Origin of the sequence: Mesorhizobium sp. M1423 (assembly GCF_040317575.1) — a bacterium.
In the GTDB taxonomy this organism is placed as follows: Bacteria; Pseudomonadota; Alphaproteobacteria; order Rhizobiales; family Rhizobiaceae; genus Mesorhizobium.
The window spans coordinates 103,033-129,377 of record NZ_JAMYKU010000007.1 but is presented as its reverse complement, the minus strand read 5'-3'; the positions used below and the strand labels follow the sequence as shown (position 1 = coordinate 129,377).

Here is a 26,345-nt window from a genome sequence, read left to right as displayed (position 1 = left end):
TCAAATTCTGTGTTCAGAGAGACATCATCATGAATACCCTGCTTTCCGTGGAAGCCCGGGAGACCGCGCTTGCCGTGACTTTCGTGTCGGGCGAAACAGTCTGCTACCCCTGGCTTTGGCTAAAGGACAATGCACCATCGGCGTTTCACCCGCAGACCGAAGAACGAACTTTCGACCTGACCAGCGTAGACCCCTCGCTCAGACCCATCAGCGTGCGGGACAGGGGCAGCGCTGTGGGCATTGTCTGGCAGAACGACCAGGCTGAGGAGGAATTCCCGAGCCAGTTCTTTGAGTCCTACCGTCCCGGCAGAAAGCGGGACGATCCGGCCGACATCGCTCCGAAACTCTGGGACGCCTCAATCAATCTTGAAACCATGCCGCGTCACGCCGCCGGGGACATCTTGCAAAGCGATGCCGATCTGCTCGCCTGGCTGAAGGCAACGGCTGCATACGGGCTCTCCATCGTCGATGGGCTTGACGATGATCCCGATGCGGGGCGGCGTTCGGCCGAGCGGATTGGTTTCCTGCGCCAGACAAATTTCGGCACGATGTTCGAAGTCGTGTCGATGCCGAACCCGAACAATCTGGCCTATACGCCGGTCGCCTTGCCGCTACACACCGATCTCGCGAACCAGGAGGTGCCGCCCGGCTACCAGTTCCTGCATTGTATCGCCAATGACGCTGAGGGCGGTGGATCGATCTTTGCCGACGGGTTTGCGGTCGTCGCCGCGCTACAGGCGGAAGATCCGGAAGCCTACCGCCTATTGTGCGAGATCGAGATCCCCTATCGTTTTCACGATGAAAACTACGATCTGCGCGGTCGGTTTCCTGTGATTGTAACGCAACGCGACGGGGAAGTGACGGAGTTGCGGTTCAACGCCCATCTTGTCGATGTCATCGACCTTCCCTCCGACCTATGCGCGCCCTTTTATGCGGCTTATCGCAAGCTGATGATGATGATCCGCGGGCCGCGTTTCCAAATAGCCTACCGCCTGAAGGCCGGCGAAATGGCGGTCTTCGACAATCGCCGGGTGTTGCATGGCCGCCAATCGTTCAACCCGAACACCGGGCGGCGACATCTGCGCGGATGCTATGTCGATCGCGGTGAGTTTCAGAGCCGAATTCGCGTCCTGTCCCGATAGCGGCACGACACACATGTCGGCCGCTGTGCAAGGAGGGCTCACGTCAACGGCCCGCTAATCGCCGGCTCCGAAATCCGATTGCGCGAACTGTCTTCTTCCTTGTGGAAGAGTGTCTTGAAGAAAAGAGCGTCGGGAACCGCATTGATTACTTTTGCGATCACGGCGGTCGCGAGCACGGCAAACGCCAGGCGACCGAGAAGCACGCTCGTAGCATCGGCGCCAAGTGCGACAACGACCAACGTGTCCTCAATGAGGCTATGGGCAAAACCCATGAACACGCAGGCGAGGAATATCTGACGCGGCTCCGCGCTAGGCGTGCGCGCCTCGCGGATCAGCAGTCCTGCGCCATAGGAAATCCCGAGAAACAGGCCGACAGCGGCGAAAGGTACCGTCTGCTTTTCGATGCCGGCGAGCCGAAAGAGCGGTGCAAGCCCTCTGTTCATCCACTCCAAAATGCCCGCCATCTTGAGAAGCTCGATCACCCAGCTCAGCGCAAGCAGAACGACGAGCATGATACCCAGGGTTTTGACTGTGCCCAGGAGAAAGCCGCCCCAGTCGGTGCTTTCATTCGCCGGCATCCACGCCGGCGCCACCGGTCCTGACAGCCATCCGGTCATGGCGAATATCTGATGCAGAAGGACAGCAAAGACCAAACCCCCGCCAATACGAAGCGCCGCGGTGACCAGGAAGCTCGGCCCGGCCCCCTGAATGATGCGTTGCTCGATCGGAATGGCATGTGCAAACAGCAAGAGAGCCGAAAGAACCGTCATGTCGGCAGTGCTGAGCGCCGAAACCGGAACCAAGGTGAATACGATCACAAGCGCGCCCCAGATCCCGACCAGCAATCCCGTCAGCCAGGCAAAGGCGAGTTCAGGTGGCAGCCCCACCTGCAACATGAGCGAGGAGAAGAACGGAGAAATCGCCTGGATGACGCCAAGGTCCTGCAGGAGCCGCGTGGCTATCGCAACCGGAACGATCACGCGAACCAGTTCCCAATAGATTTCAAGCGTTTCCAATGTCTTGCGATAGAAGGCGGCGCAAATTGCCATCATGCTGCTCCATCATCCCTGGAGCCATCTGGGTAACCTGAGACGCTTCGCATTTGTGGTCAAAGTTTGCGATTACGTGCAATAAAATTGCAATACACCGACGATGAGCGCGACCGAGATGGACAAGATCGACAGAAGGCTTCTCAACCTGCTCCAGGATGATGCCTCACGGACGAACGCCAAACTGGCGGGGTTAGTCGGGCTTTCCCCTTCGAGCTGCCTGCGCCGCATACGACGACTGAAGAAAAGCGGCATCATTAGCCGCGTTGTCGCGCTTCTCGCACCGGCAAAGGCTGGCCGGGGCTTGAAGGCGATCGTCACGGTCGAACTGGAGCGTCATGGCGAGCAGTATATGCGGGACTTTCTCGAGTTGGCCGCTCAGGAACCGGCCGTCACTCAGGCCTACAGCGTGAGCGGCGAAACCGACGCCGTCCTCATGCTCCGCCTGACGGATATGGAAGAGTTCGATGCGCTATGCGAGCGACTGTTCCGAGACCGAAGCAACGTCGCGCGATACCAAACGATGTTCGTGATCCGAACGGCCAAAGAAGTGACCGCAATTCCACTGTAGTGTTCGGGTTGCGATAGACCTGCTAGGCCGTGAATTCAGCGGCCCGGCGAAGAAACTTTACGAACTTTCAATATGCCGCAAAGGCGGTAGTGAAGGAACGCCTAGCGCACGCTAGGACAATCGCTGGCGCCGAATGTCGGAATTGGGCGCCAGCTCGACGCATTTCATGGCGCCTCCCTCACGCCCAGGCATGAAGCTGTCCTTGTTGACTCAAGGAGAATTTGCATGCGTGGTCATTGCTTATGTGGCGCTATTGCTTTTGAAGTCGATGGCCCGGCACAGGCCTGCGTGGTTTGTCATTGTGAAAGTTGTCGGCGGCAATGTTCTGCGCCGATGACCTCCTATATTGGCGTCTTGAACGGCCAATGGCGATGGCTGGGCAAGCTACCGAAGATATTCAACTCTTCTCCCGGTGTGGAAAGAACATTTTGCGATCACTGTGGCACGCCGCTGTCCTTCCGCTCAAAGAACATGTCTGATGTTATGCATTTTTTTGCGGCAGCGATGGAGGAGCCAGAAAAATTTGCACCTACGCTGCATGTCGCCTTTGAGGAGAAGCTCCCTTGGTTGAAACTCGCCGACAACCTGCCGACCCGTTTTGGGCCTGACTATACGAAAGACTAGGATCTGCTCGCATCGAGACAAACGGCGGAAGCTGAGGACAGCGTCCGGAAGCGAGATGATACCCCCGTCCGTTCAAACGGCGGTCAAACATTATCGATCGTGGCTGCTCTCGACCTGCTTGAGCGGCAGCAGGTAGGCGATGATCTGCTGATCGCCGAGAGCTGGATCAAAGCCAATAATGTCGGATGCGAAAAGGTCGTGAGCAGGGCGTCTCTCGAAGCCAAGGCTCTCGTACAGCTTGCATGCAGACGGCATGAACGAGGCAGTGTGAAGCGCAAGGCCGCTCGAGCCTTGCCGACGCGCTTGCATGACGCACCATTCGCAAAGCGCGCGGCCATATCCGCGGCCCTGTGCCGAGGGAGCAACCGCGAGGGTCCTGAGGCCTGCCAGCCCGGGCGGCCAGCCCATGCGGTCAAAGGCGGCATCGGCGTAGTAGGTGACCGTCCCGACGAGCCGTCCCTCGGCTTCGAGCACCGCGACGCTAGCCTTCGCCCATCGCCCCGCGACATCCCGCGCGTCGTTCACATAGGGCTCGAAGATGTGTGGCGCCAGAACGGGCCGTAACGATGCGAAGGCGTCGGAGACGAGCCCGCCAATTTCATCCAGTTCCTGACGGCTTGCCAGCCGGACGCGTGGCTTTGATGCGATCTGCATGCATGTTCTCACTGCACCAGCAATTGGACCATATGTAGGGCGTTTTGTGCCCCACCGGTTGGCTGAACTTCGCCCGGCTTCGGCTGTCGGCCGTGTCCCGCAACGCGATTCCCGGAGAGATTCGCCTGCCACAATAATCATCGGCAGCAAGATTCCAAAGGACCTGAGCCGTCGAGCCGCGACGAGGAGTTAATCGGCGGAGCACCTCAAACTTTCGGTAACAGTTTGCTCATGCTTATGCGCTCCTCGACCTCGTATCCGCACTTTCGGTAGAACCCAAGAACCGTCGAATTGGAAGCGACAATTTGGAGGTTGATCTTTATGCAACCAAGGCCGGCGAGCCGCCTCTCGGCCTCATGGATGAGGGCCTCACCGATCCCTTTTTGGCGATGGGACTGCAGGGTAGCGATGCGCGATATCCACCCTCGATGGCCGTCATACCCGGCCATGATCGATCCGACGACCTGATCGGCCTCTATCGCCACCAAAAGCAGTTTCGGCTGATGCCTCAGCTTCTCGGGGATTGAAATGTAGGCCGCGTTCCAAGGTGTATCGTTGGGGAATGCGTCCCGCCACAGGGCCTCGACCCCGTCAAGGTGACAGTCGGTGTATTCTACAATCGAGATCATTCAGTCTATCCGGACAGGCGAATCGGGGGTCGAACCAGACAGTACCTAATAAGCGGGTGATTTTGGAAGTTGTCGTTGTAGGCCCGTAACTTCGGCATGCCTAGCGCGGTGCCTGCTGTCGTCGGACGCTCGATCATGCGGCAGACGCGGGGTGGCTCATTGCTGCTGTGCTCCATCACGGCGGCGGATGCGGCCGCGGTCGTCACGTCCTCGTTGCGGATGACATATTCGATCACATGGCGATGACGCCGCTGCGCGGCTCGAGGTCGAGCTCAAATTATCCCCCGGCAAGACGCGGCAGCAGGAATATCTCCGCCCCTTCCGGCAGCTCCTTCGACCAGGTGTCGCGATAGATCGTACCGTCGATGGCGACGGCGATGCCGCGATCGATGTAGGGCTCGAGGCCGGGATACTGCTCAGCCAGCTTCCTGAACAGCTCCCGAATATCCTTCGCCTCGATCTCGACCTTGTTCTTGCCTCCGGCGATCGCGCCGAGCGATCCCCAGAGCGTTACTTCAACCATCAGCCTTCCCGTTCCGCCTCGATCGCCGCCAGGATGCGCGGCGGCGACATCGGTATATGCGCCATGCGCACGCCGACCGCATTCGAGACTGCATTGGCGATCGCCGCCAGCGGCGGCACGATCGAGGTCTCGCCGACGCCGCGCACCCCGTAGGGATGGTTAGGGTTGGGGATCTCGAGGATCTGTGTGTCGATCATCGGCAGGTCCGAGCAGACCGGGATGCGGTAGTCCAGGAAGCCAGGGTTCTGCAGCCGCCCGTCCTTGCCGTAGATGTACTCTTCGTTGAGCGCCCAGCCGATGCCTTGCGCGGCACCCCCCTGGTACTGCCCCTCGACATAGGTCGGATGCACCGCCTTGCCGGCGTCCTGAACGACGGTGTAGCGCAGCACCCTGGTGAAGCCGGTCTCCGGATCCACCTCGATATCGCAGATATGGGTGGCGAAGGAGACGCCGGCGCCGTCGGCGACGAGCTCGCTGTGGCCGGCGATCGGTCCGCCCGTCTTTCCGGAAGCGGCCGCGATCTCCTTCAGCGACAGCGCAGCAAGGTTGCCGTACTTCTCGCCCCTAGCGATCGCGTGGCCCTTTTCCCAGACCACGTCGTCGACCGGGATGTCCCACGTCTGCGCGGCGCGATCCCGCAGGATCTTGATGGCGTTGCGAGCGGCGGAGATCGTCGCCATCGAAGACGAGAAGGTGCCGCGGCTGCCGTCCGTCATATCGTTGTAGCCGAGGCTGGAGGTATCGGCGACCACCGCCTTGACCTGCTCATAGGGGATACCGAGCTCCTCAGCCGCCACCAGCGAAAGCGAGGCGCGCGAGCCACCCACGTCAACGGTTCCGACGGCAAGCGAGACCGAACCGTCCATGCCGATGTTGAGGTCGGTGCAGGTCTGGCCACCGAAGTTGAACCAGAAGCCGCAGGCCATGCCGCGGCCCTGGTTCTTGCCGAGCGGCGCCTTCATGTGCGGATGGCTCTTCGCCGCCTCCAGCGTCGGGCCGATGCCGATCGGGCCGTATACCGGGCCGTAGGACGATCTGGTGCCTTCCTGCGCCGCGTTTCTGATCCGGAACTCGACCGGATCCATGCCGATCTCCTTGGCCAGCTCGTCGACCGCGCTTTCCACCGCAAACGCTGCCATCGGCGCCGACGGCGCGCGATAGGCCGCAGTCTTGGGCCGGTTGACCAGCACTTCGTAGCCGACCGTCCTGACGTTCTCGAGCTTGTAGCAGGCAAAGGCGGTCATGGCGCCGATCTCAGCCCACATGCCGGCATAGGGGCCGCAGGAATAGCGCAGCGTCGCCTCGGCCGCCGTGATCGTGCCGTCCTTACGGGCGCCGATCCTGACGTCGATCGAGGTGGCGCTAGTCGGGCCGGAGGCGCGGAACACCTCGTCGCGCGTCATGACCAGCTTGACCGGCCGGCCGGCTTTGCGCGACAGCGCCAGCGCCACCGGCTCGGCCCAGACATGGGTCTTGCCGCCGAAACCGCCGCCGATCTCCGACGAGGTGACGCGCAGTTTCGAGGCCTCCATGCCAAGCAGCTGGGCGCAGTGCTGGCGATAGACGAAATGCCCTTGCGTGCAGACCCAAAGATCGGCGGTGCCGTCGGAGCTGACATTGGCCACGCAGGCATGCGGCTCGATATAACCCTGGTGCGTCTGCTCGGTCTTGAAGGAGCGTTCGACGACGAAATCGGCCTGGCCGAAACCTTCATGGATGTCGCCATGGCCGTACTGGGTGCGCTTGGTGACGTTGGAAGGCTTGACGGGCTTTTGCTCAAGGCCCTCGGTGAAGATGGCGTCGTTGAGCACGGGTGAGGAGTGCTTCATCGCCTCGTCGACGTCGGTGACATGCGGCAGCACCTCGTAGTCGACCTCGATCAGCTTCAGTGCCTGCCTCGCCGTGCGGGCATCGACCGCAGCGACCGCGGCCACAGCATGGCCGTCGTAGAGCGCTTTCTTGCGCGCCATGCAGTTGTCGAGGATGTCGTACATGGCGGCATCGCCGTCGGTGAGGTCGGGCAGGTCGGCCGCGGTGATCACCGCCTTGACGCCGGCGAGCTTCTCCGCCTTCGACGTGTCGATCTTCCTGATCGTGGCATGCGCATGGGGGCTTCTGAGAACGCGCCCGACCAGTTGCCCGGCCATGTTGAAGTCGGCGCCATAGCGTGCGCGGCCCGTCACCTTGTCGACGCCGTCGGGACGGATGGGGCGCGTGCCGACAGAGGTGAAATTGCGTCCGGAGTAACGTGGATCGAAATTCATCGTCATGCTCCCTTCATCACGCTCGCGGCGTCCTGAACGGCACGCACGATCTTGTCATAGCCGGTGCAGCGGCAGAGGTTCCCGGCGAGGCCGAAGCGGATCTCCTCCTCGGTCGGATCGGGGTTCTTGGCCAACAGGTCCTTGGCCGCCATGAGGAAGCCCGGCGTGCAGATGCCGCATTGAAGCGCGGCGTGTTCCAGGAATTTCTGCTGCAGCGGATGCAGCTTGTCGCCATGCGCCATGCCCTCGATGGTTTCGATGCGCCGCCCTTCAGCCTCCGCGCCGAGCACCAGGCACGAGCACACCAGCCGGTCGTCGAGGATGATGCTGCAGGCGCCGCAGTCGCCGGTGCCGCAGCCTTCCTTGGCGCCCGTCAGCCCCAGGCGATCGCGCAGGACATCGAGCAGCGTCTCGTCCGGCTGGCAAAGGTACTCGACATTGTCGCCATTGATCGTCGTTGATACTGCCACACCAGCCATTATTTGCCTCCTGCACGTGCATAGGCGGTCGTGGCGGCCCGCTTGGCCAGCACACCCGCAACTTTCCGTCTGAATTCGATAGTGCCTCGCTTGTCGTCGATCGGACGACAGGCCCCCGAGCAGACCTTGGCGAGCCTTTCCAGCGTGGCTTCGTCCAGCTTGGAGCCGATGAGAACCTCGGCGGCCTCCTCGACCAGAATCACCGTCGGCGCCACGGCGCCCAGCGCCAGGCGGGCGAATTTGACGCGACCTTGCTCATCGAGCATCAGGTTCACGCCGGCGCTTACCACGGCGATGTCCATCTCCGTGCGCGGAATGAAACGCAGATAGGCATCGCCCGAACGCGGCAGACGTTTGTCGAGCAGGATTGCCTCGATGATCTCGCCCTTGGTCAGCGACGTCTTGCCCGGCCCAGTCGGTACCGCTTCCACGGCAATCGTGCGCCTGGCTCCCGGGCCGACGACCACCGCCTTGGCGCCAGCGGCTACCAGCGCCGGCACGCTGTCGGCGGCCGGCGAGGCGTTGCACAGATTGCCGACGATGGTGCAGCGTCCCTGCACCTGCTTCGAGCCGATCAGCTTGGCCGCTTCGACGACGCCGGGCCATGCGTTCTTCAGGGCCTTGCTCTCGCCCAGCATCGCGCAGGGGACCGCCGCGCCGATGCTGAAGCCCTCGGCTGTTTCCCTGATCTCGCCAAGCCCATCGATCGCCTTGATGTCGACGATCAAGTCGGGTTCGATAAAGCCGCCTTTCATTCTCACCAAGAGGTCGCTGCCTCCGGCAAGGATGGCGGCCGTGCCGGCTGAGCCGGCCAACAGGCCGGCGGCGTCTTCAATTGAAAGCGGACGTATGTAACGCATCGTCTCCCCTTAGTGGTCATAATCACATCAACTGATATAAACCGTCTCTCCACAATGGCCATCCCATTCGTACATTCGCGGATTGGGCCAGGCGCCGCAATTTTCATTTGCTCGTCCAACTGGACGCGCCGCCAGCCACTAATGCTCGATCGGTCCCTTCGGCATCACCAGCGCCGTGCCGGCTGTCGTCGGCCGCTCGATCATGCGGCGGACGCGGGGTGGCTCGTTGCCGCTGTGCAGGGCCCTTATACGCTCGCCGATGACCGCGTCGGCGTAGGTGGCGCGCCTGTTGTGGCGGATATATTCGACCCAGGTTGGCGTGTGGTAGTGCTCGATCCATATCGAGGGATTTTCGAGATCGCGCGCCAATGTCCAGTTGCGGGCGCCGTCACGCCGGCGGATGCGGCCCCGTTCGGCCATGGTGGCGAGGAATTCCGGTACGTCCTCGTTGCGGATCACGTATTCGATCATGATGGCGATGGGACCACTGCGCGGCTTGAGATCAAGCGCCAGATGCGGCTCCTGGAAGCGGTTAAGCGGATCGAGGTTGAGCACGGCCTGCTGCGGCAGCGGCAGCAGCAGGCCGATGGCGCCTCCCGCCAGCATCGCGACGCTGGCCGCCATCAGGGCGACTTCGGCGCCATGGGCGTCGGCAACCACGCCCCAGACCCAGCTGCCGAGCGCGATACCGCCGAAGGTTGCGGTCTGGTAGACCGAAAGCACGCGGCCGACCACCCAGCGCGGCGTCGACATCTGCACGGTGACATTGAAGTGCGAAAGCGCTGTCACCCAGCAGGCGCCGCCGACCAGCAAGCCGAGTGACGTCTGCCAGGCATTCTCGCTGACGGCGGCATTGAAGGCGCAGAGCGCGAAACCGGCGAATGCCATGCGCACCATGGTTTCGCTGGACAGCAGCTGCCGCAGCCTGACGCTGGTCAGCGCGCCGCCGACGGCGCCGATGCCGAAGGCGCCGAGCATGATGCCGTAGCTCAAGGCGTCGCCCTTGACGACGTCGCGCGCGACCAGGGGAAGCAGTGCCAGGACCGCGCCGGCGCTGAAGCCGAAGGCCGAGCTCCTGACCAGCACCTTGCCGATATTGGGCGACATCGCGACGTAGCGCAGGCCAGCGCCCATTGCGGCGCCCAGCGTCTCGCGCGGCAAGGTCGATGCCGGCAGTTCCGGCCTCCAGCGGGCCAGCACGACGATGAGGCCGACATAGCTCAGCGTGTTGACGGCAAAGGCCGCGGCGGCGCCTGCGGCGGCAACGATGATGCCGCCGATCGCCGGGCCGACGCTGCGCGTCAGGTTGAAGCCCATCGAGTTGAGCGCGATCGCCGCCGGCACCTTGGGACGAGGCACCATGTCGCCGACCGAAGCCTGCCAGGACGGGCTGTTGAGCGCGGTGCCACTGTCGATCAGGAAGGTGAAGGCGAGCAGCGTCCACGGCGTCATCAGGTCGAGATAGGTGAAGACGGTGAGAAGAGCCGAGACGGCGAGCATGAAGATCTGCGCGATCAGCATGATTTTGCGCCGGTTGAAACTGTCGGCGATGGCGCCGGCCAGCAGCGCGAAGAGCATGATCGGCAAAGTGGTCGAGGCCTGGACCAATGCGACCTGGTAGGACGAGGTAGCGATCGTAGTCATCATCCAGGCGGCACCGACGCCCTGGATGAGGCCGCCGAAATTGGAGACGAGGCTGGCGGACCACACCGCCCGGAAGATGCCGTGCCGGAACGGCGCCAGCGCCGAGGCGCTTTCGCTTTCCGGTGTGTCGTCGTTCATCGATGCTTTCCCGGGCTCAAATGCGTTTGTTCTTGCGATGAATCGGCCCCTCAAGCCATGGATTCAAAAAATAGAACATCACAGCGCAAAGGGCGAACGCATTCTCGAGAAAGATCATGGTCCAACAACAAGATAGCGAGCGCGGAGCCCGTCCGCGCGCGCCATAGCGGGCTCACTGCATGCCGTCCCTGACGATCGCCGCCACTTCGATCAAGCCTTCGAAATTGTCGGTGCGGCCCTGGCGGATGTCTTCGGTTTCGCGCAGCAGCCACAAACCGATCGAGATGAGATTGGCGCGCAGCTCCGTGGGCAGGGCGCTGTCGCCAGAGCGGAGATCTTCGACGAAGGCGGTCCAGACGCGACTGGTGAAATGCAGGGCCTCGGCCGCTTCCAGCGAATCGCGGCCAGCCGCCATCGCCGCCAACAGCATGTGGATCGAACGGCTAAGAAGCTGCCGATGCCTGGCCCCGGCAGCGGTCTGCATTTCGGCTCGGGGGAATTGATACATCGTTGCTGCTCTAGGTCAGGAAACTCAACAGATCGAGTTGCGAGATTTGATCCAGATGCTGGCATCGCCAGCTGCCGAATACGCATCACTTCACCAGGGACACCACCACGCGACGCCGCGCACAAAATCGCACCTGTTGCAGGGAGCGCGAATCCGGCTCCGGAATGGCTCCGGAACATGAGGTTTTGGTGGTCGCCGCGCCCCCGAGGAACGGCTGATTCGGCTACAATCTAACCGTAGACGAATCCGACATCAAACGCGATTTGACTGAAACGAATTCCATCGGTCGGGGCGCTCCGACGGTACATTTTCGAAGCGCCCGTGTGCTTTGCGGCGGTCGGATCCAACTGCAAGTGTGCCGTATCGGCAATTCGTCGATTGCGATAGGCTCCTGTTGTCGGGACGGATGGGGCGTCTGTCTCGGTTTGGCGTAACGCCGGTTGCATGCCACTGCGCGACAGAGCGCGGATTCGTGAAACTGGCTTTGGGGAATTGGGGGAAACAATGGGCGATTCAATTCAGGAAATAACGTCCGTCTCGTGGTTCGGGCGGATCAAGCGCGCGGTCGGCGGGATCGTTTTCGGCTTGCTCTTGATCGTGCTGATGGTGATCGGCCTGTTCTGGAACGAGGGTCGCGCCGTGCAGACGGCGCGTTCGCTGGCCGAGGGATCGGGCGCGGTGATCTCGGTTGGCGCCGATAGCATCGATGCTGGCAATGACGGCAAGCTTGTCCATGTCACCGGGGCGGTGACGGCGAGCGGCGGCCTTGCCGATCCGGACTTTGGCATTTCGGCGCAAGGATTGCGGCTGTCGCGCAGCACCGAGATGTACCAGTGGAAAGAAGAACAGAAATCCGAGACGACGAAGAAGCTTGGTGGCGGCGAGGAGACGGTGACAACCTACAGCTATTCGAAAGTGTGGGACGACAGCCAGATCAACTCGTCGGAGTTCAAGAAGCCGGACGGCCATGAGAATCCGCCGATGGAGATACACAGCAAGAGGTTCCAGATCCCGGACGGCAAGCTCGGTGCCTTCACGCTCGTCCGGCCGGTGCTGGACCTGATCGGCGGCGACAAGGAATTTTCACTGTCACCGGACCAGTCGGCTACCATCGATGCCGCCTATACCGGCACCAAGCGGGTCAACATCGTCGACGGAAAGATCTATCTCGGCTTCAACACCACGTCGCCGGCGCTGGGCGACTATCGCATTGGCTACGAGCTGGCGCCGCTCGGCCTGGTCAGCGTCGTCGCGCGCCAGGCAGCGGGCGGGTTCGAACCCTACCAGACAAAGGCCGGCGACCAGTTGCTGATGGTCGACATCGGCAATGTGCCGGCGGAAAAGATGTTCGCCGACGCGGTCAGCCAGAACACGCTTATCACCTGGCTGCTGCGCGCCGCCGGCCTGCTGCTGTTGGCCATCGGCTTTGCCCTGCTGCTCAGCCCGATTGGCGTCGTCCTCGACATTATTCCTTTGCTCGGCAGCGTGGCGCGGATGGGCACCGGCATCATTGCCTTTTTCCTGGCGATCCTGGTCGGCACGACGACGATGGCGATCGCCTGGTTCTGGTACCGGCCGGTGCTGGCGGCAGGCATCCTGGCCGCCGGCGTCATCGCGGCGGCGGCGGTCTATTATCTTGGCCGCTCGCGCAGGCAGGCCGCACCGCTTGCCACGCCGAGCGCCGCTACATGATTGCAGGCACCGGCGGCACTTCTAGCGGTCCTCGAAGCCGGTCAGCACGCCGACGGCGTTGACGCCGATCTCCTCGACGGCGTAGCCGCCTTCCATGACGAACAGCGTCGGCAGGCCGAGCCTGGCGATGCGGCGGCCGATTCTGGGATAGTTTTCCGTTTTCAGCTTGAACTGGCTGATCGGGTCCTTCTCGAAAGTGTCGACGCCGAGTGAAACCACGACGACGTCAGGAGCATAAGCCGAAAGCCTCGTGCAGGCCTCCTCGAGTGAGGCGTTCCACACGTCCCAGCCGGTGCCGAAGGGCATCGGATAATTGTCGTTGAAGCCTTCGCCGTCGCCCTCGCCGCGTTCGTCGGCATGGCCGAGAAAGAACGGATATTCGGTCATCGGATCGCCATGCAGGTTCAGCACCTGCACGTCGCCGCGGCGATAGAATATCTCCTGGGTGCCGTTGCCGTGGTGATAGTCGATGTCGAGGATCGAAACGCGCCCGGCGCCATGGTCGCGAAACCTTTGCGCGACGACGGCGGCGTTGTTGATGAAGCAATAGCCGCCCATGAAGGCCGCCCCTGCATGGTGCCCCGGCGGGCGGCACAGCGCGAAGGCGGAAGGCTCACCGGCCTTGACCAGCGCGGCGGCTGTCAGCGCGACATCATAGGACGACTTGATAGCGTCCCATGTGCCTTTGACAAAAGTCGCGCCGCCGTCGAAGGAGTAGAAGCCGAGCAACGCATCGATGCCTTTCGGGCGCACGTCGCCGCGCAGGCCGCGCGTCGGCCAGGTGAAGGGAATGGCCGAACCGGTGCGGCCCGACGCTTCCCAGAGCGGCCACACGGTCGGCAGGAAATCGATGTAGTCGCTGGCATGAACCTTCTTGGCGGCGGCGAGGTCGTGACTTTCCGGTGACAGGATCGGACCGAGCTTTTCGCTCTCCACCCGCGCCCTGATGAACTCGGCGCGCGAGGGCTTTTCAAAAGCCGGCACGATGGCGCCGGCGATCAGTTCGACATTGCCGGAATGGCCGGCATGGAGAGGCGAAAAAACAGTCTTCATGAAATCTTTCCGTGGTGAGACGCGGCGACCCTAACCGTCCTGCATGGCCCTTCACAAGGCGCTGGGCCAACCAGCCATGGCTTGCTGGCACGGCAGCCGGTCGTCTAGCCTGCCGGCAGCGCAACCAAACCGTGGGAAATCATGAGTTCAAATGCCGACCTGATCGTCACCAATGCCCGCGTGCTGACCATGGATGAAGGCAATCCGACGGCCGAAGCGGTGGCGATAAAGGACGGCAACATCCTGGCGGTTGGCGATCGCCGGACGATCGAGGCGCTGAAAGGGCCGGCCACGAAGGTCATCGATGCGCAAGGCGGGTCGGTGGTGCCGGGCTTTATCGAAGCGCATATGCATCTTTTCGGCGGCGCGGCCGAACTCGACAATCTGCACCTTCAGGGCGTGCATGGCTTCGATGCGCTGAGCGACGCGATCCGCGCCTACGCGGCGGCACGGCCGAACGCCAAATTGCTGCTGGGGGCCGGCGTCGACTACACTATCCTTTCCAAGGAAGAGCCGGTCACCCGCCATCATCTCGATCGCATCATCGCCGACCGGCCGTTCGCGATGTCGGCTTCCGATCACCACACGATGTGGGCCAACACAAAGGCGCTGGAACTGGCTGGCATCCTGCACGGCAAGCAACTCGGTCCCGGCAACGAGATCGTCATGGGAGCGGATGGCCTGGCGGCGGGCGAATTGCGCGAGGGCGAGGCGTTCGGGCCGATCCTCGAGCTTTCCGGGCAGAACCGCGTGCGGCTCGGCCTTGCGACAGGCGGCGAGCCCGAGCCGTACCCTTCCGCCGCCGAAGTCGCTGCCGATCGCGACCTGATGCATCGCGGGTTGGAATGGTGCGCCCGCCACGGCATCACCTCGATCCAGAACATGGACGGCAATTTTTACCAGCTCCAGCTGCTAGCCGGGCTGGAACAGGAAGGGCGGCTGCTCTGCCGCACCAAGATACCTTTTCATTTCAAGAATTTCATGACGCTCGACATGCTGGAAAAGGCATCGAGCATGGCCAACTCCTACCAATCGGAATGGCTGTCGTCCGGCATGGTCAAGATGTTTTACGACGGCGTGCTGGAAGGCTGGACCGCGGTCATGGTCGACGACTATGCCGACCGGCCGGGCTGGCGCGGTGAGCCGCTGTTTACGCCCGAGCATTTCGCCGAGGTGGCGCTGGAGGCCGACCGGCGCGGCCTGCAGATCGCCGTGCATTCGATCGGCGACGGCGCGGTGCGCGCGGTTCTCGACGGTTACGAGGCGGCGCAGCGGAAGAACGGCAGGCGCGACAGCCGGCACCGGGTCGAGCACATCGAGGTCACCACTGCCGCCGACGTGCCGCGCTTCGCCGAACTCGGCGTCATCGCCTCGATGCAGCCGCCGCACCCGCCCGGCGCCATGGACTTCCCGCTGGAGCCGACGCTTTCGCGCATCGGCCGCGAAAGATGGCCGCTGAGCTATGCCTGGCGGACACTGAAACAGGCGGGCGCGCATGTCGTCTTCGCTTCCGACTGGCCGGTGTCGCGGGTCGACCCGATCCTGGGCATTCAGGCGGCGGTGCTGCGCAAGCCTTGGGCAGAGGGCGATCCAGACCAGAGCTTCTCGCTGATCGAGGCGCTTGCCGGTTATACGGTCGAAGGTGCCTATGCCGAATTCATGGAACACCGCAAAGGCCGGCTGAAACCAGGCTATCTGGCCGATCTGGTGGTGCTGTCGGCCGATATCGAGGCAACTGAACCGGGTTTGCTACACAAGGTGCATCCGGTCAGCACCATCTGCGGCGGCAAGATCACTTACCAGGGTTGATGATGACGCTGACGATGGCACGGAGCTTGCATTCTGAACCGAGGTCCAGATGCATGGTTGCCAAGCCGACCGGCATATGCTGACCATCGAATGGGAACTGGATCCGCCATCAAGAGCGGACATGAAAATGGGGTAATGCGTGCCGGATCAACCGGGTAAGAGTGCAATCGAGGTCCGCGGCGTCCGCAAGGTGTTCGGTACCGGGGACGCCCAAGTCGCCGCTCTCGACACGGTTTCGGTGTCGATCCGCGAGAACGAGTTCTTCACGCTGCTGGGGCCGTCGGGCTGCGGAAAGACGACGCTGCTGCGGCTGATCGCCGGCTTCGATTTTCCCAGCGAAGGCGAAATCCTGCTGCACGGGCACGACATCGCGCCGCTACCGCCGTTCAAGCGGCCAGTCAACACCGTGTTCCAGTCCTACGCGCTGTTCCCGCACATGACCGTGGCCGAGAATATCGGCTTCGGCCTGGAGATGCTGGGCAAGCCGAAGACCGAAATCAAGGCGCGCGTCGCCGAGATGCTGAAGCTGGTCAAGATGGAGGCGCTGAGTGCCCGCCGCACCAGCCAGATCTCCGGCGGCCAGCAGCAGCGCGTGGCACTGGCGCGCGCGCTGGCACCGCAGCCAAAAGTGCTGTTGCTCGACGAGCCGTTGTCGGCACTCGACTACAAGCTGCGCAAGGAAATGCAGATCGAACTGAAACGGCTGCAGCACCAGACCGGCATCACCTTCATCTTCGTCACCCATGACCAGGAAGAAGCGCTGACCATGTCGGACCGCATCGCGGTGATGTCGGCCGGCAAGATCCTGCAGGTCGGCACGCCGCGCGATATTTACGACCGGCCGGCCGAGCGCTTCGTTGCCGACTTCATTGGCGAAACCAATTTCCTCAAGGGCACTGTCGTGTCGAAGAAATCCGGTATCGCGATGGTGAAGATCGCCTCCGAAGCGACGGTCGCGGCGGGATTTCCGGAAAACTTCGACCCTTCCGGCGCGGTGACTGTTGTGGTGCGGCCGGAACATGCCGATCTCGTCGCCGATGCCGCCAAGGGCATGGTCTCGGGAACCCTGGCAAATGTCGTCTATTTCGGCACCGACACCCACTATCACGTGAAGCTCGACGGCGGCGACGATTTCATCGTGCGCCACCAGAACAGCCGCTCGGGCGCCGTCTCATTCGAGCCGGGCGCCAAGGTCGGTGTCGTGTTCGAGGACGATGGCGCGCGCATTTTGAGGGATTGATGGCAGTCACGTTTTCCAAGGCGGCGGTATTCGAAGCGGAGGCGGAGAAAGCCACTGCAAGGCGCCACCGCCTGCTTTCGCTACCGGCTTTGGTAATCATCGGCATCTTCGGCGTGCTGCCGCTTCTCATCATCCTCATCTATTCATTTCTCGCCGCAGCACCCTATGGCGGGGTGCAGTGGAAGTTCTCGACAGACGCCTATCTGAACTTCCTGTTCCAGCGCGATATTTTCGACGACACGCTGCAGTTCACGCCGGATTTCCTGATCATCTATTTGCGCTCGTTTCTGTTTGCCGTGGTGACGACGATCATCTGCCTGCTGCTCGGCTTTCCGACCGCCTATTTCATGGCGACGCGACCGCCGGCGCAGCGCAACTGGTGGGTGCTGCTGATGACCATCCCATTCTGGTCGAACCTTCTGGTGCGCACGCTCGCCATCATGTTCATCATCCGCGACGAAGGCCTCATCAACAACGCGCTGATGGCACTGGGGGTGATCGAGAAGCCGATCACCATGCTCTACACCAACTTCGCCATCCAGCTCGGCCTGCTCTATTCGTTCCTGCCGTTCATGGTGCTGCCGCTCTATTCCAGCCTGGAGAAGCTGGATTTCCGGCTGGTCGAGGCCGCCTACGACCTCTACGCGACACGTCGGCAGGTGCTGTGGCGCGTGATCATCCCGCTGTCGCGGCCCGGCATCATCGCCGGCTGCCTGCTGGTCTTCATTCCGGCCCTCGGCGCTTATGTGACGCCGCTGATCCTGGGCGGCGGCATCCATCTGATGATCGGCGATCTCATCGCCCAGCAGTTCGGTTCCGGGCGCAATTGGCCGCTCGGTTGCGCGCAGGCGCTGATCCTGATGGCCGCGGTGCTGGTGGCGCTCTACTTCTATGTCCGCAACACGTCGGGGAAGATGGCGCATGGCTGACCCCCGCAGTGCCGATATCAAGGACCAGCCGGGGTTCCGCTCGATCGCCATCATCTGCCTCTGCGTGCTCTACGCGCCGATCCTGATCCTGATGATCTTTTCGCTGAATACAGGGTCTCTGGTGACGCGTTGGGAGGGCATCGGGTTCGGCTGGTATGGCAGGGCGCTGTTCAACCAGGAATTCCACAACGCCGCCAAGAACACGCTGATCATCTCTGTCACCGCCACGATCGTTTCGACGATCGCCGCGACGCTGGCGGCAATCGGCATGACCCGCGTGAAGCCGTGGCGCGGGCTGTCGGCCGCCTTCATGGTCATCAACCTGCCGCTGATGGTTCCGGAAATCATCACAGCGGTGGCGACGCTCTCTTTCTTTGCGTTGATCGCGGGCACTTTCGGGCTCAATTTCGGCATCGGAAATCTGATCCTCGCCCACACCGTTTTTTGCATTCCATTCGCCTATATGCCGATCCGGGCGCGGCTCGAGGACATGGACCTGACGCTCGAAGCTGCGGCGGCCGACCTCTATGCCACGCCGTGGCATGCTTTCAGGCGCATAACGCTGCCATTGCTGGTTCCCGGCATCCTGTCAGGTGGGGCGCTCGCCTTTATCGTCTCCTTCGACGATTTCACCATCACGCAGCTGGTCGCCGGCCCCGGGCAGACGACGCTGCCCCTCTACATCTGGAACCAGATCAGGCGGCCAATGACGCCGGAGATAAATGCCATCTCCACCATCCTGTTGCTGGTTTCGATCCTGTTCGTCTCAATCTCGTTCCTGATCGCGCGCCGACGCGCCAAGTAAATTATAGGCCAGTGAATCAATGGGAAGGCAAAGGAGAGTGTGATGTCTAGGAAAATGATGGCTGCCGTGTCGACGGCGGCGCTTTTATGGGCGGTGCCTGCGCTCGCCGACGGTGAGCTGCACATCTACAATTGGGGTGACTACACCAACCCGAAGCTGATCGAAAAATTCGAAAAACAGTACAACGTCAAAGTGACGCTGGACGACTACGATTCGAATGAGACGATGCTGTCGAAGGTACGCGCCGGCAATTCCGGCTATGACATCGTCGTCCCTTCCGACTACACCGTGAAGATCATGATCGATGAGGGCCTGCTCGAAAAGACCGAGCCCAATGCGATGCCGAACGGCAAGAATCTCGACCCGCGCTTCGTCGACATTTACTGGGACAATGGCCGTCACTACACCGTCCCGTGGCAATTCGGCACCACTGCGTTCGAAGTCAACACCGACAAATACAAGGGCGACATCGACACGCTGGCGATCCTGTTCGATCCGCCAGACGAGTTGAAGGGCCAGATCAACATGCTCGACGATGTCAACACTGTGATGCATGCGGCCGAGCGCTATGCCGGCGTGCCGCGCTGCGGCGCCGACAAGGCCAATCTGAAGAAGGTCAACGACATACTGATGGCCGCCAAGCCGTCATGGAAGACCTTCAGCTACGACACCATAACCAAGATCACCTCCGGCGACGTGATCGTTACCGAGGCTTGGAATGGCGCAACCTATCGTGCGCGCCAGAAAATCCCGGCGATCAAATATGCCTATCCCAAGGAAGGCATCGAAGGCTGGATGGACAATGTCGCCGTGTTGAAGGGCGCCAAGAATCTCGAAAACGCCAAGCTGTTCCAGGATTTCGTCATGGCTCCGGAAAACGCGGCGCTGATTTCGGAATTCGCCGGCTACGACAACGGCATTGCCGGCAGTCACAAGTTCCTGCCGCCCGATTTCGCCAGCGCGCCGGAAATCAATCCGCCGGCCGGTGCACCGGCGGCGGAATTCGTACCGCCTTGCCCACCGGAAGTGGTCGAGATCTACAACAAGATCTGGACCAATTTGCGCAAGTAGCCTTGCTCTAGGCTTCGGCCTCCCTTCCTTGCGCAAGGGGGTTGGATGAAATCTTACCGCAACAGCGAACCGGCGCCGCCGATCATGCAGGGTTCGCCGCCGCAGATGGTTCCGCCGAAGCTCGACTGGGACCGGCCGCCATGGAACCGATGGGCGTTCCAGCATATCCGCGAAATTCTGCCGACCGTCGAAGTCTGGCGCGGCAACGGCCATCGCCACAGGCTGGACCGGGCCGAGGTCGATTTCGATGCGCTGCCGGTGAGCGACAGCACGGGTAAGGCGACGACGCTGGCCGGGCTGCTCGACGAGACCTACACCGACGGGTTCCTCGTGCTCAAGGACGGCAAGGTCGCCTATGAGCGCTACTTCAACGGCATGACCGAGCGCACGCTGCATCTGTCGCAGTCGATGGCGAAGTCGGTCACCGCATCGGTGTTCGGCATACTGGTCGGACGCGGGCTGATCGATCCGGCTTTGCCGGTGACGACCTATCTGCCGGAGCTGGAGGCGACCGGCTGGGCAGGCGCCAGTGTGCAGCATGCGCTCGACATGACGAGCGGGGTGAGCTTTTCCGAGGAATACACCGATCCCTATTCGGACATCGGCCAGGTCGATGTCGCCACCGGCTGGAAGCCGGTGCCGCCGGACAGCGATCCGGCCTTCCGCTGGCCGTCGCACATGTTCGAGCTGATCCTGGGGCTTAAGGAAAAGAGCCGACCGCACGGCGCTGCCTTCGAATACCGCTCGATCGAGACCGACGTGCTTGCCTTCATCATGGAACGGGTGAGCGGCAAGCGCCTGGCGCAGCTGGTCTCGGAAGAGCTCTGGCAAAAGCTCGGCGCGGATGAAAGTGCCTGCTTCACCGTTGACAGCGCCGGTTATGCAGTTGCCGACGGCGGCTTCAACGCCACGCTGCGCGACTATGGCCGCTTCGGCCAGCTGATCCTCGACAATGGCGGCGGCGTCGTGCCGGCCGACTGGATCGAGGCGACGCGCAATGGCAGGCATGGACCGGACTTCAGTCCCAGCCTGCCGGAAGGCAGCTACCGCAACCAGTTCTGGATCGAGGACCCGCGCTCGCGGGCACTGATGTGCCGGGGCGTGTTCGGGCAGCTGATCCATATCGACTGGAACATGAAAATGGTCGTGGTGAAGCTTTCGAGCTATCCGGATTTTACCAACGTCGCCTATTCGGTGGCGACTTTGAAAGCCGTGCACGCGATCGCCGCGGCGCTCGCCTAGAACGCCAAGACCGAAGGAAGCTCCAATGGCCGGCAAGACCGCGTTCGAGACCAGGTATGGCTTTGCCCGAAACCAAGTGCTGCTCGGCAATTGGCGAGAAAGCCCGTTCAGCCGGTGGTCGTTCCAGAATGCCGGCGAGCTGGTGCCGAGCGCTGCCGTGGCGGCAAAGCCGGGCAGCAGCGAGGCGCCGGCGCAGGATTTCGGCGAGCTACTTGGTGAAAAGGTCGCTCTTGCAGGCGGCGCGGAGACTGTCGCAGCTTTTCTCAAGCGCTCCGATACCGACGCGCTGACGATCATGAAAGGCGGCAAATTCGTCGGCGACTGGTTCGCACCGCATATGGAGTTCGGGGCGCGCCACATCGTCTTTTCGATCAGCAAGTCGCTGACCGCGATTGTTGCCGGGATATTGGCAGGCGAGGGGATTTTCGATCCGCAGGCTCCGGTAAGCCGCTATCTGCCCGAAGCTGCCGGCTCGGCCTATGGCGATGCGAGTGTGCGGCACGTGCTCGATATGAGTGTCAGCCTCGATTTCGAAGAGGCCTATCTCGATCCGGAAAGCGCCTTCGCCCGCTATCGCCGCGCCATGCTTGTGGAATCCAGGCGGGGGCTCCGAGAGCCTGGCCACTTTCCTCATGACGCTGCAAGGTCTGACCGAGCCGCATGGCCAAACGTTCCGCTACCGTTCGCCCAATTCCGACCTGCTCGGCATCCTGCTCGAACGTGCGTCGGGCCGGCGCTTCGCCGATCTGATGCGCGAGAAATTATGGGCGCCGCTCGGTGCTGTCGGCGATGCCTCGGTGACGGTCGATATGGAAGGCACGTCGCGTACGGCCGGCGGCATTTCGGTGACGCCGCGCGACCTCGCCCGGGTCGGCGAGATGATGCGGCAAGGCGGCATGGCCAATGGCTGCCGTATCGTGCCGGAGAGCTGGGTGCGCGACACGACCGAAACTGGCGGTGACGCCGAGGCTTGGCAACGCGGCACGATGGCGTTCCTGTTTCCACAGGGCCGCTACCGCAACAAATGGTACCAGACGGGAGCGGCAAGCGGCGCGTTTTGCGGCATCGGCATCCACGGCCAGTGGCTGTACGTCAATCCGAAGGCCGAAACGGTAATCGCAAAGATGTCGTCGCAGCCGGTACCGGTCGACGATCCGCTCGATTTGGATATGATTTCTTTCTTCGAGGCGCTGAGCCGGATGGTCTGATCCGATCCAGACAGCCCGACCTTTCCTGTGGACCTCTCGCCGGGTTGAAAATGGCGCAGTTGGCGCAGCAGTGCTCTGCGCCTATGGTCGCGTCTCTTTTCGACGAACAGCAGGATCGACATGGCATCCGACATCAAGCGCATCGCAACCATCATAGCCGCCGAGATCGGCGCCCGGCCCGAACAGGCCGCGGCGGCGATCGGCTTGCTCGACGACGGTGCGACCGTGCCGTTCGTGGCGCGCTACCGCAAGGAGGTCACCGGCGGCCTGGATGACACACAGCTGCGCGACCTCGCCGAGCGGCTCGCCTATCTGCGCGAGCTTGACGCGCGCCGCGACACCATCGTTGGTTCGATCCGCGAGCAGGGCAAGCTAACGGAAGAGCTTGAGGCAAAGATCGCTGCGGCCGTCACAAAGGCCGAGCTCGAAGACATCTACCTGCCTTACAAGCCGAAGCGCCGGACCAAGGCCGAGATCGCACGCGAGCGCGGACTGGGACCGCTGGCGGAAACTATCCTGGCCGATCGTGCGGCCGTGCCGGCCGAGCTGGCGCTGGCCTACATCAGCGAAGACGTGGTCGATACCAAGGCAGCGCTCGAGGGAGCGCGCGATATCCTGTCCGAACAGTTCGCCGAGAATGCCGACCTGGTCGGCAAGCTGCGTGCCTACATGAAGGAACGCGCCTTCCTGCGCTCGCGCGTCATCGACGGCAAGCAGGAGGCCGGCGCGAAATTCTCCGACTATTTCGACCATGTCGAGCGCTGGGCCAACGTGCCGAGCCATCGCGCGCTGGCCATGCTGCGTGGCCGCAACGAGGAGGTGCTGTCGCTCGACATCGAGGTCGATGCCGACGATGTGTCACCGGTGAAACCGGTCGAGCGGATGATCGCCGACGCCTACGCCATCGGCCGCCAGTTGCCAGGCGACCGCTGGCTGATGGAGGTCGCCGGCTGGACCTGGCGCATAAAGCTGTCGCTGCACCTGACGCTCGATCTGATGCGGGACTTGCGCGAGCGGGCCGAGGAGGAAGCAATCCATGTCTTCGCCCGCAATCTCAAGGATTTGCTGCTTGCCGCGCCCGCCGGCTCACGGCCGACGATGGGCCTCGATCCGGGCATCCGCACCGGGGTCAAAGTGGCGGTGGTGGACGGCACCGGCAAGGTTCTGGCGACGACGACGGTCTATCCGTTCCCGCCGAAGAACGATGTCCGCGGCACGCAGGCCGAACTGGCGAAGCTCATCCGGCTGCACAAGGTCGAGCTGATTTCGATCGGCAACGGCACCGGCAGCCGCGAGACCGAAAGGCTGGTGGCCGACATGCTGGCTGATATGCCGGCCGGGTCCGGGCCGAAGCCGCTCAAGGTGATCGTCAGCGAGGCCGGCGCCTCGGTCTATTCGGCGTCGGCAACGGCGGCGGCGGAATTTCCCGGCCTCGACGTGTCGCTGCGCGGGGCGGTGTCGATCGCGCGGCGCCTGCAGGATCCGCTCGCCGAACTGGTCAAGATCGAGCCGAAGTCGATAGGCGTCGGCCAGTATCAGCACGATGTCGACCAGTACCGGCTCGGCCGCTCGCTGGAAGCGGTGGTCGAGGATGCGGTCAATGCCGTCGGCGTCGATCTCAACACGGCGTCGGCGCCGCTTCTGGCGCGGGTTTCGGGTCTCGGCGCATCGCTGGCCGAAGCGATCGTTGCGCATCGCGATGCGACCGGCCCGTTCGCCAGCCGCCGCGAACTGTTGAAGGTGGCGCGGCTCGGACCCCGCGCCTTCGAGCAATGCGCCGGCTTCCTGCGCATTCCCAACGGTAGCGAACCGCTCGATGCCTCAGCCGTGCATCCGGAGGCCTATGGCGTGGCCAAGAAGATCGTTGCCGCCTGTGGGCGCGACCTCCGCTCGCTGATGGGCGACAGCGCCGCACTCAAGGCGCTCGATCCGCGCGTCTTCGTCGACGAGCGCTTCGGCCTGCCGACGGTGCGCGACATCCTGTCGGAGCTGGAAAAGCCCGGCCGCGATCCGCGCCCCGGCTTCAAGACCGCGACCTTTGCCGACGGCATCGACGACATCAAGGATCTGAAGCCCGGCATGCAGCTTGAAGGCACTGTCACCAATGTCGCGGCCTTTGGCGCCTTCGTCGATATCGGCGTGCACCAGGACGGGTTGGTGCACGTCTCGCAACTGGCGGATCGGTTCGTCAAGGACGCGCACGAGGTGGTCAAGGCCGGCGACGTGGTCAAGGTGCGCGTCGTCGACGTCGACATCAAGCGCAAGCGCATCGGGCTGTCGATGCGCAAGGACGGCGACGGTGGCGCACCGAAGCCGCCACGCGACAATGGCAGCAGGCCGGTGCCGCACGCGCCGGCGCCTCAGCGTAAACCGGAGCGGCCGGCGCAGCAGGGCGCGTTCGGCGCCGCTTTGGCCGATGCGTTGAAGCGCAAGTAATTCGCGAGCAGGGCTACGCCAGGTCAGAAGGCGGCGCTCGACATTGATGATCCATCACCAATGCTCATGGATCGGCGAAGCTATTTCGTTTGATTTTTTGGGGACGGAAGCCGATAAGCCGCGCGTTTCAAGATTTCTGTTTGATGCATGTCGTTATCCCCAAGCTGCCGAACACCCTCGGGTCAGGCCCGTGGGCAAGCTTTGGGCGACATGCATGAGTTTGGGAGACCGAGAGCCATGGCCGCCGATAAGAATGCATTCGTCTGGGACGATCCTTTCCTGATCGAGGACCAGCTTTCGGAGGACGAGCGCATGGTGCGCGATGGCGCCGCGGCGTTTGCCGCCGACAAGCTCGCTCCGAAGATCGAGGAAGCCTATCTCGAGGAGAAGACCGACGCCGGGATCTTTCGCGAAATGGGCGAGGCCGGTCTGCTCGGCATCACCATTCCCGAGGAATATGGCGGGCTCGGCGCCAACTACGTCACCTACGGGCTGGTGGCCCGTGAGGTCGAACGCGTCGATTCCGGCTATCGCTCGATGATGAGTGTGCAGTCGTCGCTGGTGATGTATCCGATCCATGACTATGGCTCGGAAGAACAGCGCAGGAAATACCTGCCGAAGCTGGCGTCGGGCGAATGGATCGGCTGCTTTGGCCTGACCGAGCCGGATGCCGGTTCCGACCCGGGCGGCATGAAGACGCGGGCCGAAAAGACTGCGAACGGCTACAGGATCTCCGGTTCGAAGATGTGGATTTCCAACGCGCCGATCGCCGACGTTTTCGTCGTCTGGGCAAAATCGGCCGCGCATGACAACGAGATTCGCGGCTTTGTCCTGGAAAAGGGCATGAACGGGCTGTCGGCGCCGAAGATCGGCGGCAAACTGTCGCTGCGAGCGTCGATCACCGGCGAAGTGGTGATGGAAGGCGTCGAGGTCGGCGAGGATGCGCTGCTGCCCAATGTATCGGGCTTGAAGGGGCCGTTCGGCTGCCTCAACCGGGCGCGCTACGGCATCTCCTGGGGCGCCATGGGCGCGGCGGAGGATTGCTGGCACCGCGCCCGCCAGTATGGCCTCGACCGCAAGCAGTTCGGCAAGCCGCTGGCCGGCACGCAGCTTTTCCAGAAGAAGCTCGCCGACATGCAGACCGAGATCGCGCTCGGCCTGCAGGGCAGCCTGCGCGTCGGGCGGCTGATGGATGAAGGCAAGATGGCGCCGGAGATGATCTCACTCGTCAAGCGCAACAATTGCGGCAAGGCGCTCGACATCGCCCGCCAGGCCCGCGACATGCATGGCGGCAATGGCATCCAGATCGGCTACCACGTCATGCGCCACGCCCAGAACCTGGAAACCGTCAACACCTACGAGGGCACGCATGACGTGCATGCGCTGATCCTCGGACGGGCGCAGACCGGGTTGCAGGCGTTCTTTTAGCATTGGCAGATGTCCTCCGCTTCCAGGACGCCACTGCTTCGCATCTTCCCTCGCAAAGCGGCAGATCGGCAATTTTCGCCGACGGTGCCACATTTTGTTCTTGCTTTGTGCCGGCAGCTATGCTACTAATTTGGTTATGGTGCTAATTGGCACCGGCGACCCGCCCACCGAGGCGGGTTTTCTTTTCAGCTCTTTTCGACCAAGCGTCGCGCGGGCTGCCGATCATCGATATCGGCGGGACAGCGCCCGGTGCTGACCCGCCGGCCTTCGGCTCTGCACCGTTGTATCGTTTTGCCGCAACGCTGCGGAATCCCAGGGTCGGCGCTCCGTTTGTGAGGCTGTGGAGG

Annotated in this window: 22 protein-coding genes and 1 pseudogene; 13 read left to right on the top strand and 10 right to left on the bottom strand. The window is 62.6% G+C overall.

The window, feature by feature from the left end; all coding sequences use genetic code 11:
* The first annotated feature begins 29 nt into the window (after nt 1-29).
* The gene (locus NKG95_RS11440) at nt 30-1,142 is read left to right on the top strand and encodes a TauD/TfdA family dioxygenase (protein ID WP_023720215.1); all 1,113 of its coding nucleotides are present in this window, start codon (nt 30-32) and stop codon (nt 1,140-1,142) included.
* Nucleotides 1,143-1,180: 38 nt separating this feature from the next.
* On the opposite strand, the gene NKG95_RS11435 is transcribed toward NKG95_RS11440, so the two are convergent.
* Nucleotides 1,181-2,191 carry a nucleoside recognition domain-containing protein gene (locus NKG95_RS11435; RefSeq protein ID WP_353040708.1) on the bottom strand — a complete coding sequence of 337 codons (1,011 nt, stop codon included), beginning with the start codon at nt 2,189-2,191 and terminating at the stop codon, nt 1,181-1,183.
* Between the two features lie 118 nt (nt 2,192-2,309).
* On the opposite strand from NKG95_RS11435, the gene NKG95_RS11430 reads away from it, so the two are divergent.
* Both NKG95_RS11430 and NKG95_RS11425 read left to right on the top strand, forming a co-directional pair.
* A complete protein-coding gene (locus tag NKG95_RS11430; protein WP_353004745.1) occupies nt 2,310-2,762 on the top strand; it encodes an Lrp/AsnC family transcriptional regulator in 453 nt (150 codons plus the stop codon).
* Nucleotides 2,763-2,987: 225 nt separating this feature from the next.
* On the top strand, nt 2,988-3,386 hold the full coding sequence (locus NKG95_RS11425) for a GFA family protein (RefSeq protein ID WP_353004747.1): 399 nt from the start codon (nt 2,988-2,990) through the stop codon (nt 3,384-3,386).
* A gap of 90 nt (nt 3,387-3,476) precedes the next feature.
* On the opposite strand, the gene NKG95_RS11420 is transcribed toward NKG95_RS11425, so the two are convergent.
* From NKG95_RS11420 to flaF, 8 genes are all read right to left on the bottom strand, one after another.
* Nucleotides 3,477-4,040 (bottom strand): GNAT family N-acetyltransferase, encoded by a 564-nt coding sequence (locus NKG95_RS11420; RefSeq protein WP_353040655.1) that lies wholly within the window; start codon nt 4,038-4,040, stop codon nt 3,477-3,479.
* Nucleotides 4,041-4,246: 206 nt separating this feature from the next.
* Nucleotides 4,247-4,669, bottom strand: a complete 423-nt coding sequence (locus NKG95_RS11415) for a GNAT family acetyltransferase (RefSeq protein ID WP_353040654.1) — start codon at nt 4,667-4,669, stop codon at nt 4,247-4,249.
* Between the two features lie 277 nt (nt 4,670-4,946).
* A complete protein-coding gene (locus NKG95_RS11410; RefSeq protein ID WP_352845597.1) occupies nt 4,947-5,192 on the bottom strand; it encodes a MoaD/ThiS family protein in 246 nt (81 codons plus the stop codon).
* Nucleotides 5,192-7,456 carry a xanthine dehydrogenase family protein molybdopterin-binding subunit gene (locus NKG95_RS11405; protein ID WP_352481977.1) on the bottom strand — a complete coding sequence of 755 codons (2,265 nt, stop codon included), beginning with the start codon at nt 7,454-7,456 and terminating at the stop codon, nt 5,192-5,194. Before NKG95_RS11405 ends, NKG95_RS11410 begins: the two co-directional genes overlap by 1 nt.
* A gap of 2 nt (nt 7,457-7,458) precedes the next feature.
* Nucleotides 7,459-7,935 (bottom strand): (2Fe-2S)-binding protein, encoded by a 477-nt coding sequence (locus NKG95_RS11400; RefSeq protein ID WP_023720228.1) that lies wholly within the window; start codon nt 7,933-7,935, stop codon nt 7,459-7,461.
* Nucleotides 7,935-8,795: an FAD binding domain-containing protein gene (locus NKG95_RS11395; protein ID WP_352787870.1), complete on the bottom strand. Its 861-nt coding sequence runs from the start codon at nt 8,793-8,795 to the stop codon at nt 7,935-7,937. The genes NKG95_RS11400 and NKG95_RS11395 overlap by 1 nt, the downstream gene beginning before the upstream one ends.
* A gap of 138 nt (nt 8,796-8,933) precedes the next feature.
* On the bottom strand, nt 8,934-10,577 hold the full coding sequence (locus tag NKG95_RS11390) for an MFS transporter (RefSeq protein WP_023720230.1): 1,644 nt from the start codon (nt 10,575-10,577) through the stop codon (nt 8,934-8,936).
* A gap of 172 nt (nt 10,578-10,749) precedes the next feature.
* Entirely contained in the window at nt 10,750-11,085 is a 336-nt protein-coding gene (gene flaF, locus NKG95_RS11385; RefSeq protein WP_352481979.1) for a flagellar biosynthesis regulator FlaF, read from the bottom strand.
* Nucleotides 11,086-11,589: 504 nt separating this feature from the next.
* Between flaF and NKG95_RS11380 the strand changes: the two genes are divergently transcribed.
* On the top strand, nt 11,590-12,777 hold the full coding sequence (locus tag NKG95_RS11380) for a TMEM43 family protein (protein WP_353040653.1): 1,188 nt from the start codon (nt 11,590-11,592) through the stop codon (nt 12,775-12,777).
* Nucleotides 12,778-12,798: 21 nt separating this feature from the next.
* Here NKG95_RS11380 and NKG95_RS11375 read toward each other — a convergent pair whose 3' ends face one another.
* Entirely contained in the window at nt 12,799-13,830 is a 1,032-nt protein-coding gene (locus tag NKG95_RS11375; RefSeq protein WP_352481981.1) for a histone deacetylase family protein, read from the bottom strand.
* Nucleotides 13,831-13,971: 141 nt separating this feature from the next.
* Here NKG95_RS11375 and NKG95_RS11370 point away from each other — a divergent pair, with 141 nt between their 5' ends.
* The 9 genes and pseudogenes from NKG95_RS11370 (at nt 13,972) to NKG95_RS11330 (ending at nt 25,998) form a co-directional block, all read left to right on the top strand.
* Nucleotides 13,972-15,639, top strand: coding sequence for an amidohydrolase (locus tag NKG95_RS11370; RefSeq protein WP_353040652.1), 1,668 nt, complete (start codon nt 13,972-13,974; stop codon nt 15,637-15,639).
* A 139-nt stretch (nt 15,640-15,778) separates the two neighbouring features.
* Complete coding sequence (locus tag NKG95_RS11365; RefSeq protein ID WP_352590638.1) at nt 15,779-16,879, top strand: ABC transporter ATP-binding protein; 1,101 nt, start codon at nt 15,779-15,781, stop codon at nt 16,877-16,879.
* Entirely contained in the window at nt 16,879-17,808 is a 930-nt protein-coding gene (locus NKG95_RS11360) for an ABC transporter permease (protein ID WP_352590641.1), read from the top strand. The genes NKG95_RS11365 and NKG95_RS11360 overlap by 1 nt, the downstream gene beginning before the upstream one ends.
* Entirely contained in the window at nt 17,801-18,613 is an 813-nt protein-coding gene (locus tag NKG95_RS11355) for an ABC transporter permease (RefSeq protein WP_353040651.1), read from the top strand. The genes NKG95_RS11360 and NKG95_RS11355 overlap by 8 nt, the downstream gene beginning before the upstream one ends.
* A gap of 42 nt (nt 18,614-18,655) precedes the next feature.
* A complete protein-coding gene (locus NKG95_RS11350; RefSeq protein ID WP_352702851.1) occupies nt 18,656-19,684 on the top strand; it encodes an extracellular solute-binding protein in 1,029 nt (342 codons plus the stop codon).
* Nucleotides 19,685-19,729: 45 nt separating this feature from the next.
* Nucleotides 19,730-20,926 (top strand): serine hydrolase domain-containing protein, encoded by a 1,197-nt coding sequence (locus tag NKG95_RS11345; RefSeq protein WP_352640216.1) that lies wholly within the window; start codon nt 19,730-19,732, stop codon nt 20,924-20,926.
* 25 nt (nt 20,927-20,951) lie between these two features.
* Nucleotides 20,952-22,134, top strand: a pseudogene (locus NKG95_RS11340) (serine hydrolase domain-containing protein).
* Nucleotides 22,135-22,254: 120 nt separating this feature from the next.
* Nucleotides 22,255-24,570 (top strand): Tex family protein, encoded by a 2,316-nt coding sequence (locus NKG95_RS11335; RefSeq protein WP_353040650.1) that lies wholly within the window; start codon nt 22,255-22,257, stop codon nt 24,568-24,570.
* Between the two features lie 237 nt (nt 24,571-24,807).
* Nucleotides 24,808-25,998: an acyl-CoA dehydrogenase gene (locus NKG95_RS11330; RefSeq protein ID WP_353040649.1), complete on the top strand. Its 1,191-nt coding sequence runs from the start codon at nt 24,808-24,810 to the stop codon at nt 25,996-25,998.
* Nucleotides 25,999-26,345 lie beyond the last annotated feature (347 nt).

What these genes read in the sequence shown, in the direction of transcription:
- NKG95_RS11330 (WP_353040649.1), top strand. Translation starts at nt 24,808, where the DNA reads ATGGCCGCCGATAAGAATGCATTCGTCTGGGACGATCCTTTCCTGATC.
- NKG95_RS11380 (WP_353040653.1), top strand. Translation starts at nt 11,590, where the DNA reads ATGGGCGATTCAATTCAGGAAATAACGTCCGTCTCGTGGTTCGGGCGG.
- NKG95_RS11420 (WP_353040655.1), bottom strand. Translation starts at nt 4,040, where the DNA reads ATGCAGATCGCATCAAAGCCACGCGTCCGGCTGGCAAGCCGTCAGGAA.
- NKG95_RS11425 (WP_353004747.1), top strand. Translation starts at nt 2,988, where the DNA reads ATGCGTGGTCATTGCTTATGTGGCGCTATTGCTTTTGAAGTCGATGGC.
- NKG95_RS11335 (WP_353040650.1), top strand. Translation starts at nt 22,255, where the DNA reads ATGGCATCCGACATCAAGCGCATCGCAACCATCATAGCCGCCGAGATC.
- NKG95_RS11370 (WP_353040652.1), top strand. Translation starts at nt 13,972, where the DNA reads ATGAGTTCAAATGCCGACCTGATCGTCACCAATGCCCGCGTGCTGACC.
- NKG95_RS11435 (WP_353040708.1), bottom strand. Translation starts at nt 2,191, where the DNA reads ATGGCAATTTGCGCCGCCTTCTATCGCAAGACATTGGAAACGCTTGAA.
- NKG95_RS11345 (WP_352640216.1), top strand. Translation starts at nt 19,730, where the DNA reads ATGAAATCTTACCGCAACAGCGAACCGGCGCCGCCGATCATGCAGGGT.
- NKG95_RS11405 (WP_352481977.1), bottom strand. Translation starts at nt 7,456, where the DNA reads ATGAATTTCGATCCACGTTACTCCGGACGCAATTTCACCTCTGTCGGC.
- NKG95_RS11400 (WP_023720228.1), bottom strand. Translation starts at nt 7,935, where the DNA reads ATGGCTGGTGTGGCAGTATCAACGACGATCAATGGCGACAATGTCGAG.
- NKG95_RS11410 (WP_352845597.1), bottom strand. Translation starts at nt 5,192, where the DNA reads ATGGTTGAAGTAACGCTCTGGGGATCGCTCGGCGCGATCGCCGGAGGC.
- NKG95_RS11350 (WP_352702851.1), top strand. Translation starts at nt 18,656, where the DNA reads ATGTCTAGGAAAATGATGGCTGCCGTGTCGACGGCGGCGCTTTTATGG.
- NKG95_RS11415 (WP_353040654.1), bottom strand. Translation starts at nt 4,669, where the DNA reads ATGATCTCGATTGTAGAATACACCGACTGTCACCTTGACGGGGTCGAG.
- NKG95_RS11390 (WP_023720230.1), bottom strand. Translation starts at nt 10,577, where the DNA reads ATGAACGACGACACACCGGAAAGCGAAAGCGCCTCGGCGCTGGCGCCG.
- flaF (WP_352481979.1), bottom strand. Translation starts at nt 11,085, where the DNA reads ATGTATCAATTCCCCCGAGCCGAAATGCAGACCGCTGCCGGGGCCAGG.
- NKG95_RS11395 (WP_352787870.1), bottom strand. Translation starts at nt 8,795, where the DNA reads ATGCGTTACATACGTCCGCTTTCAATTGAAGACGCCGCCGGCCTGTTG.
- NKG95_RS11355 (WP_353040651.1), top strand. Translation starts at nt 17,801, where the DNA reads ATGGCTGACCCCCGCAGTGCCGATATCAAGGACCAGCCGGGGTTCCGC.
- NKG95_RS11430 (WP_353004745.1), top strand. Translation starts at nt 2,310, where the DNA reads ATGGACAAGATCGACAGAAGGCTTCTCAACCTGCTCCAGGATGATGCC.
- NKG95_RS11375 (WP_352481981.1), bottom strand. Translation starts at nt 13,830, where the DNA reads ATGAAGACTGTTTTTTCGCCTCTCCATGCCGGCCATTCCGGCAATGTC.
- NKG95_RS11440 (WP_023720215.1), top strand. Translation starts at nt 30, where the DNA reads ATGAATACCCTGCTTTCCGTGGAAGCCCGGGAGACCGCGCTTGCCGTG.
- NKG95_RS11360 (WP_352590641.1), top strand. Translation starts at nt 16,879, where the DNA reads ATGGCAGTCACGTTTTCCAAGGCGGCGGTATTCGAAGCGGAGGCGGAG.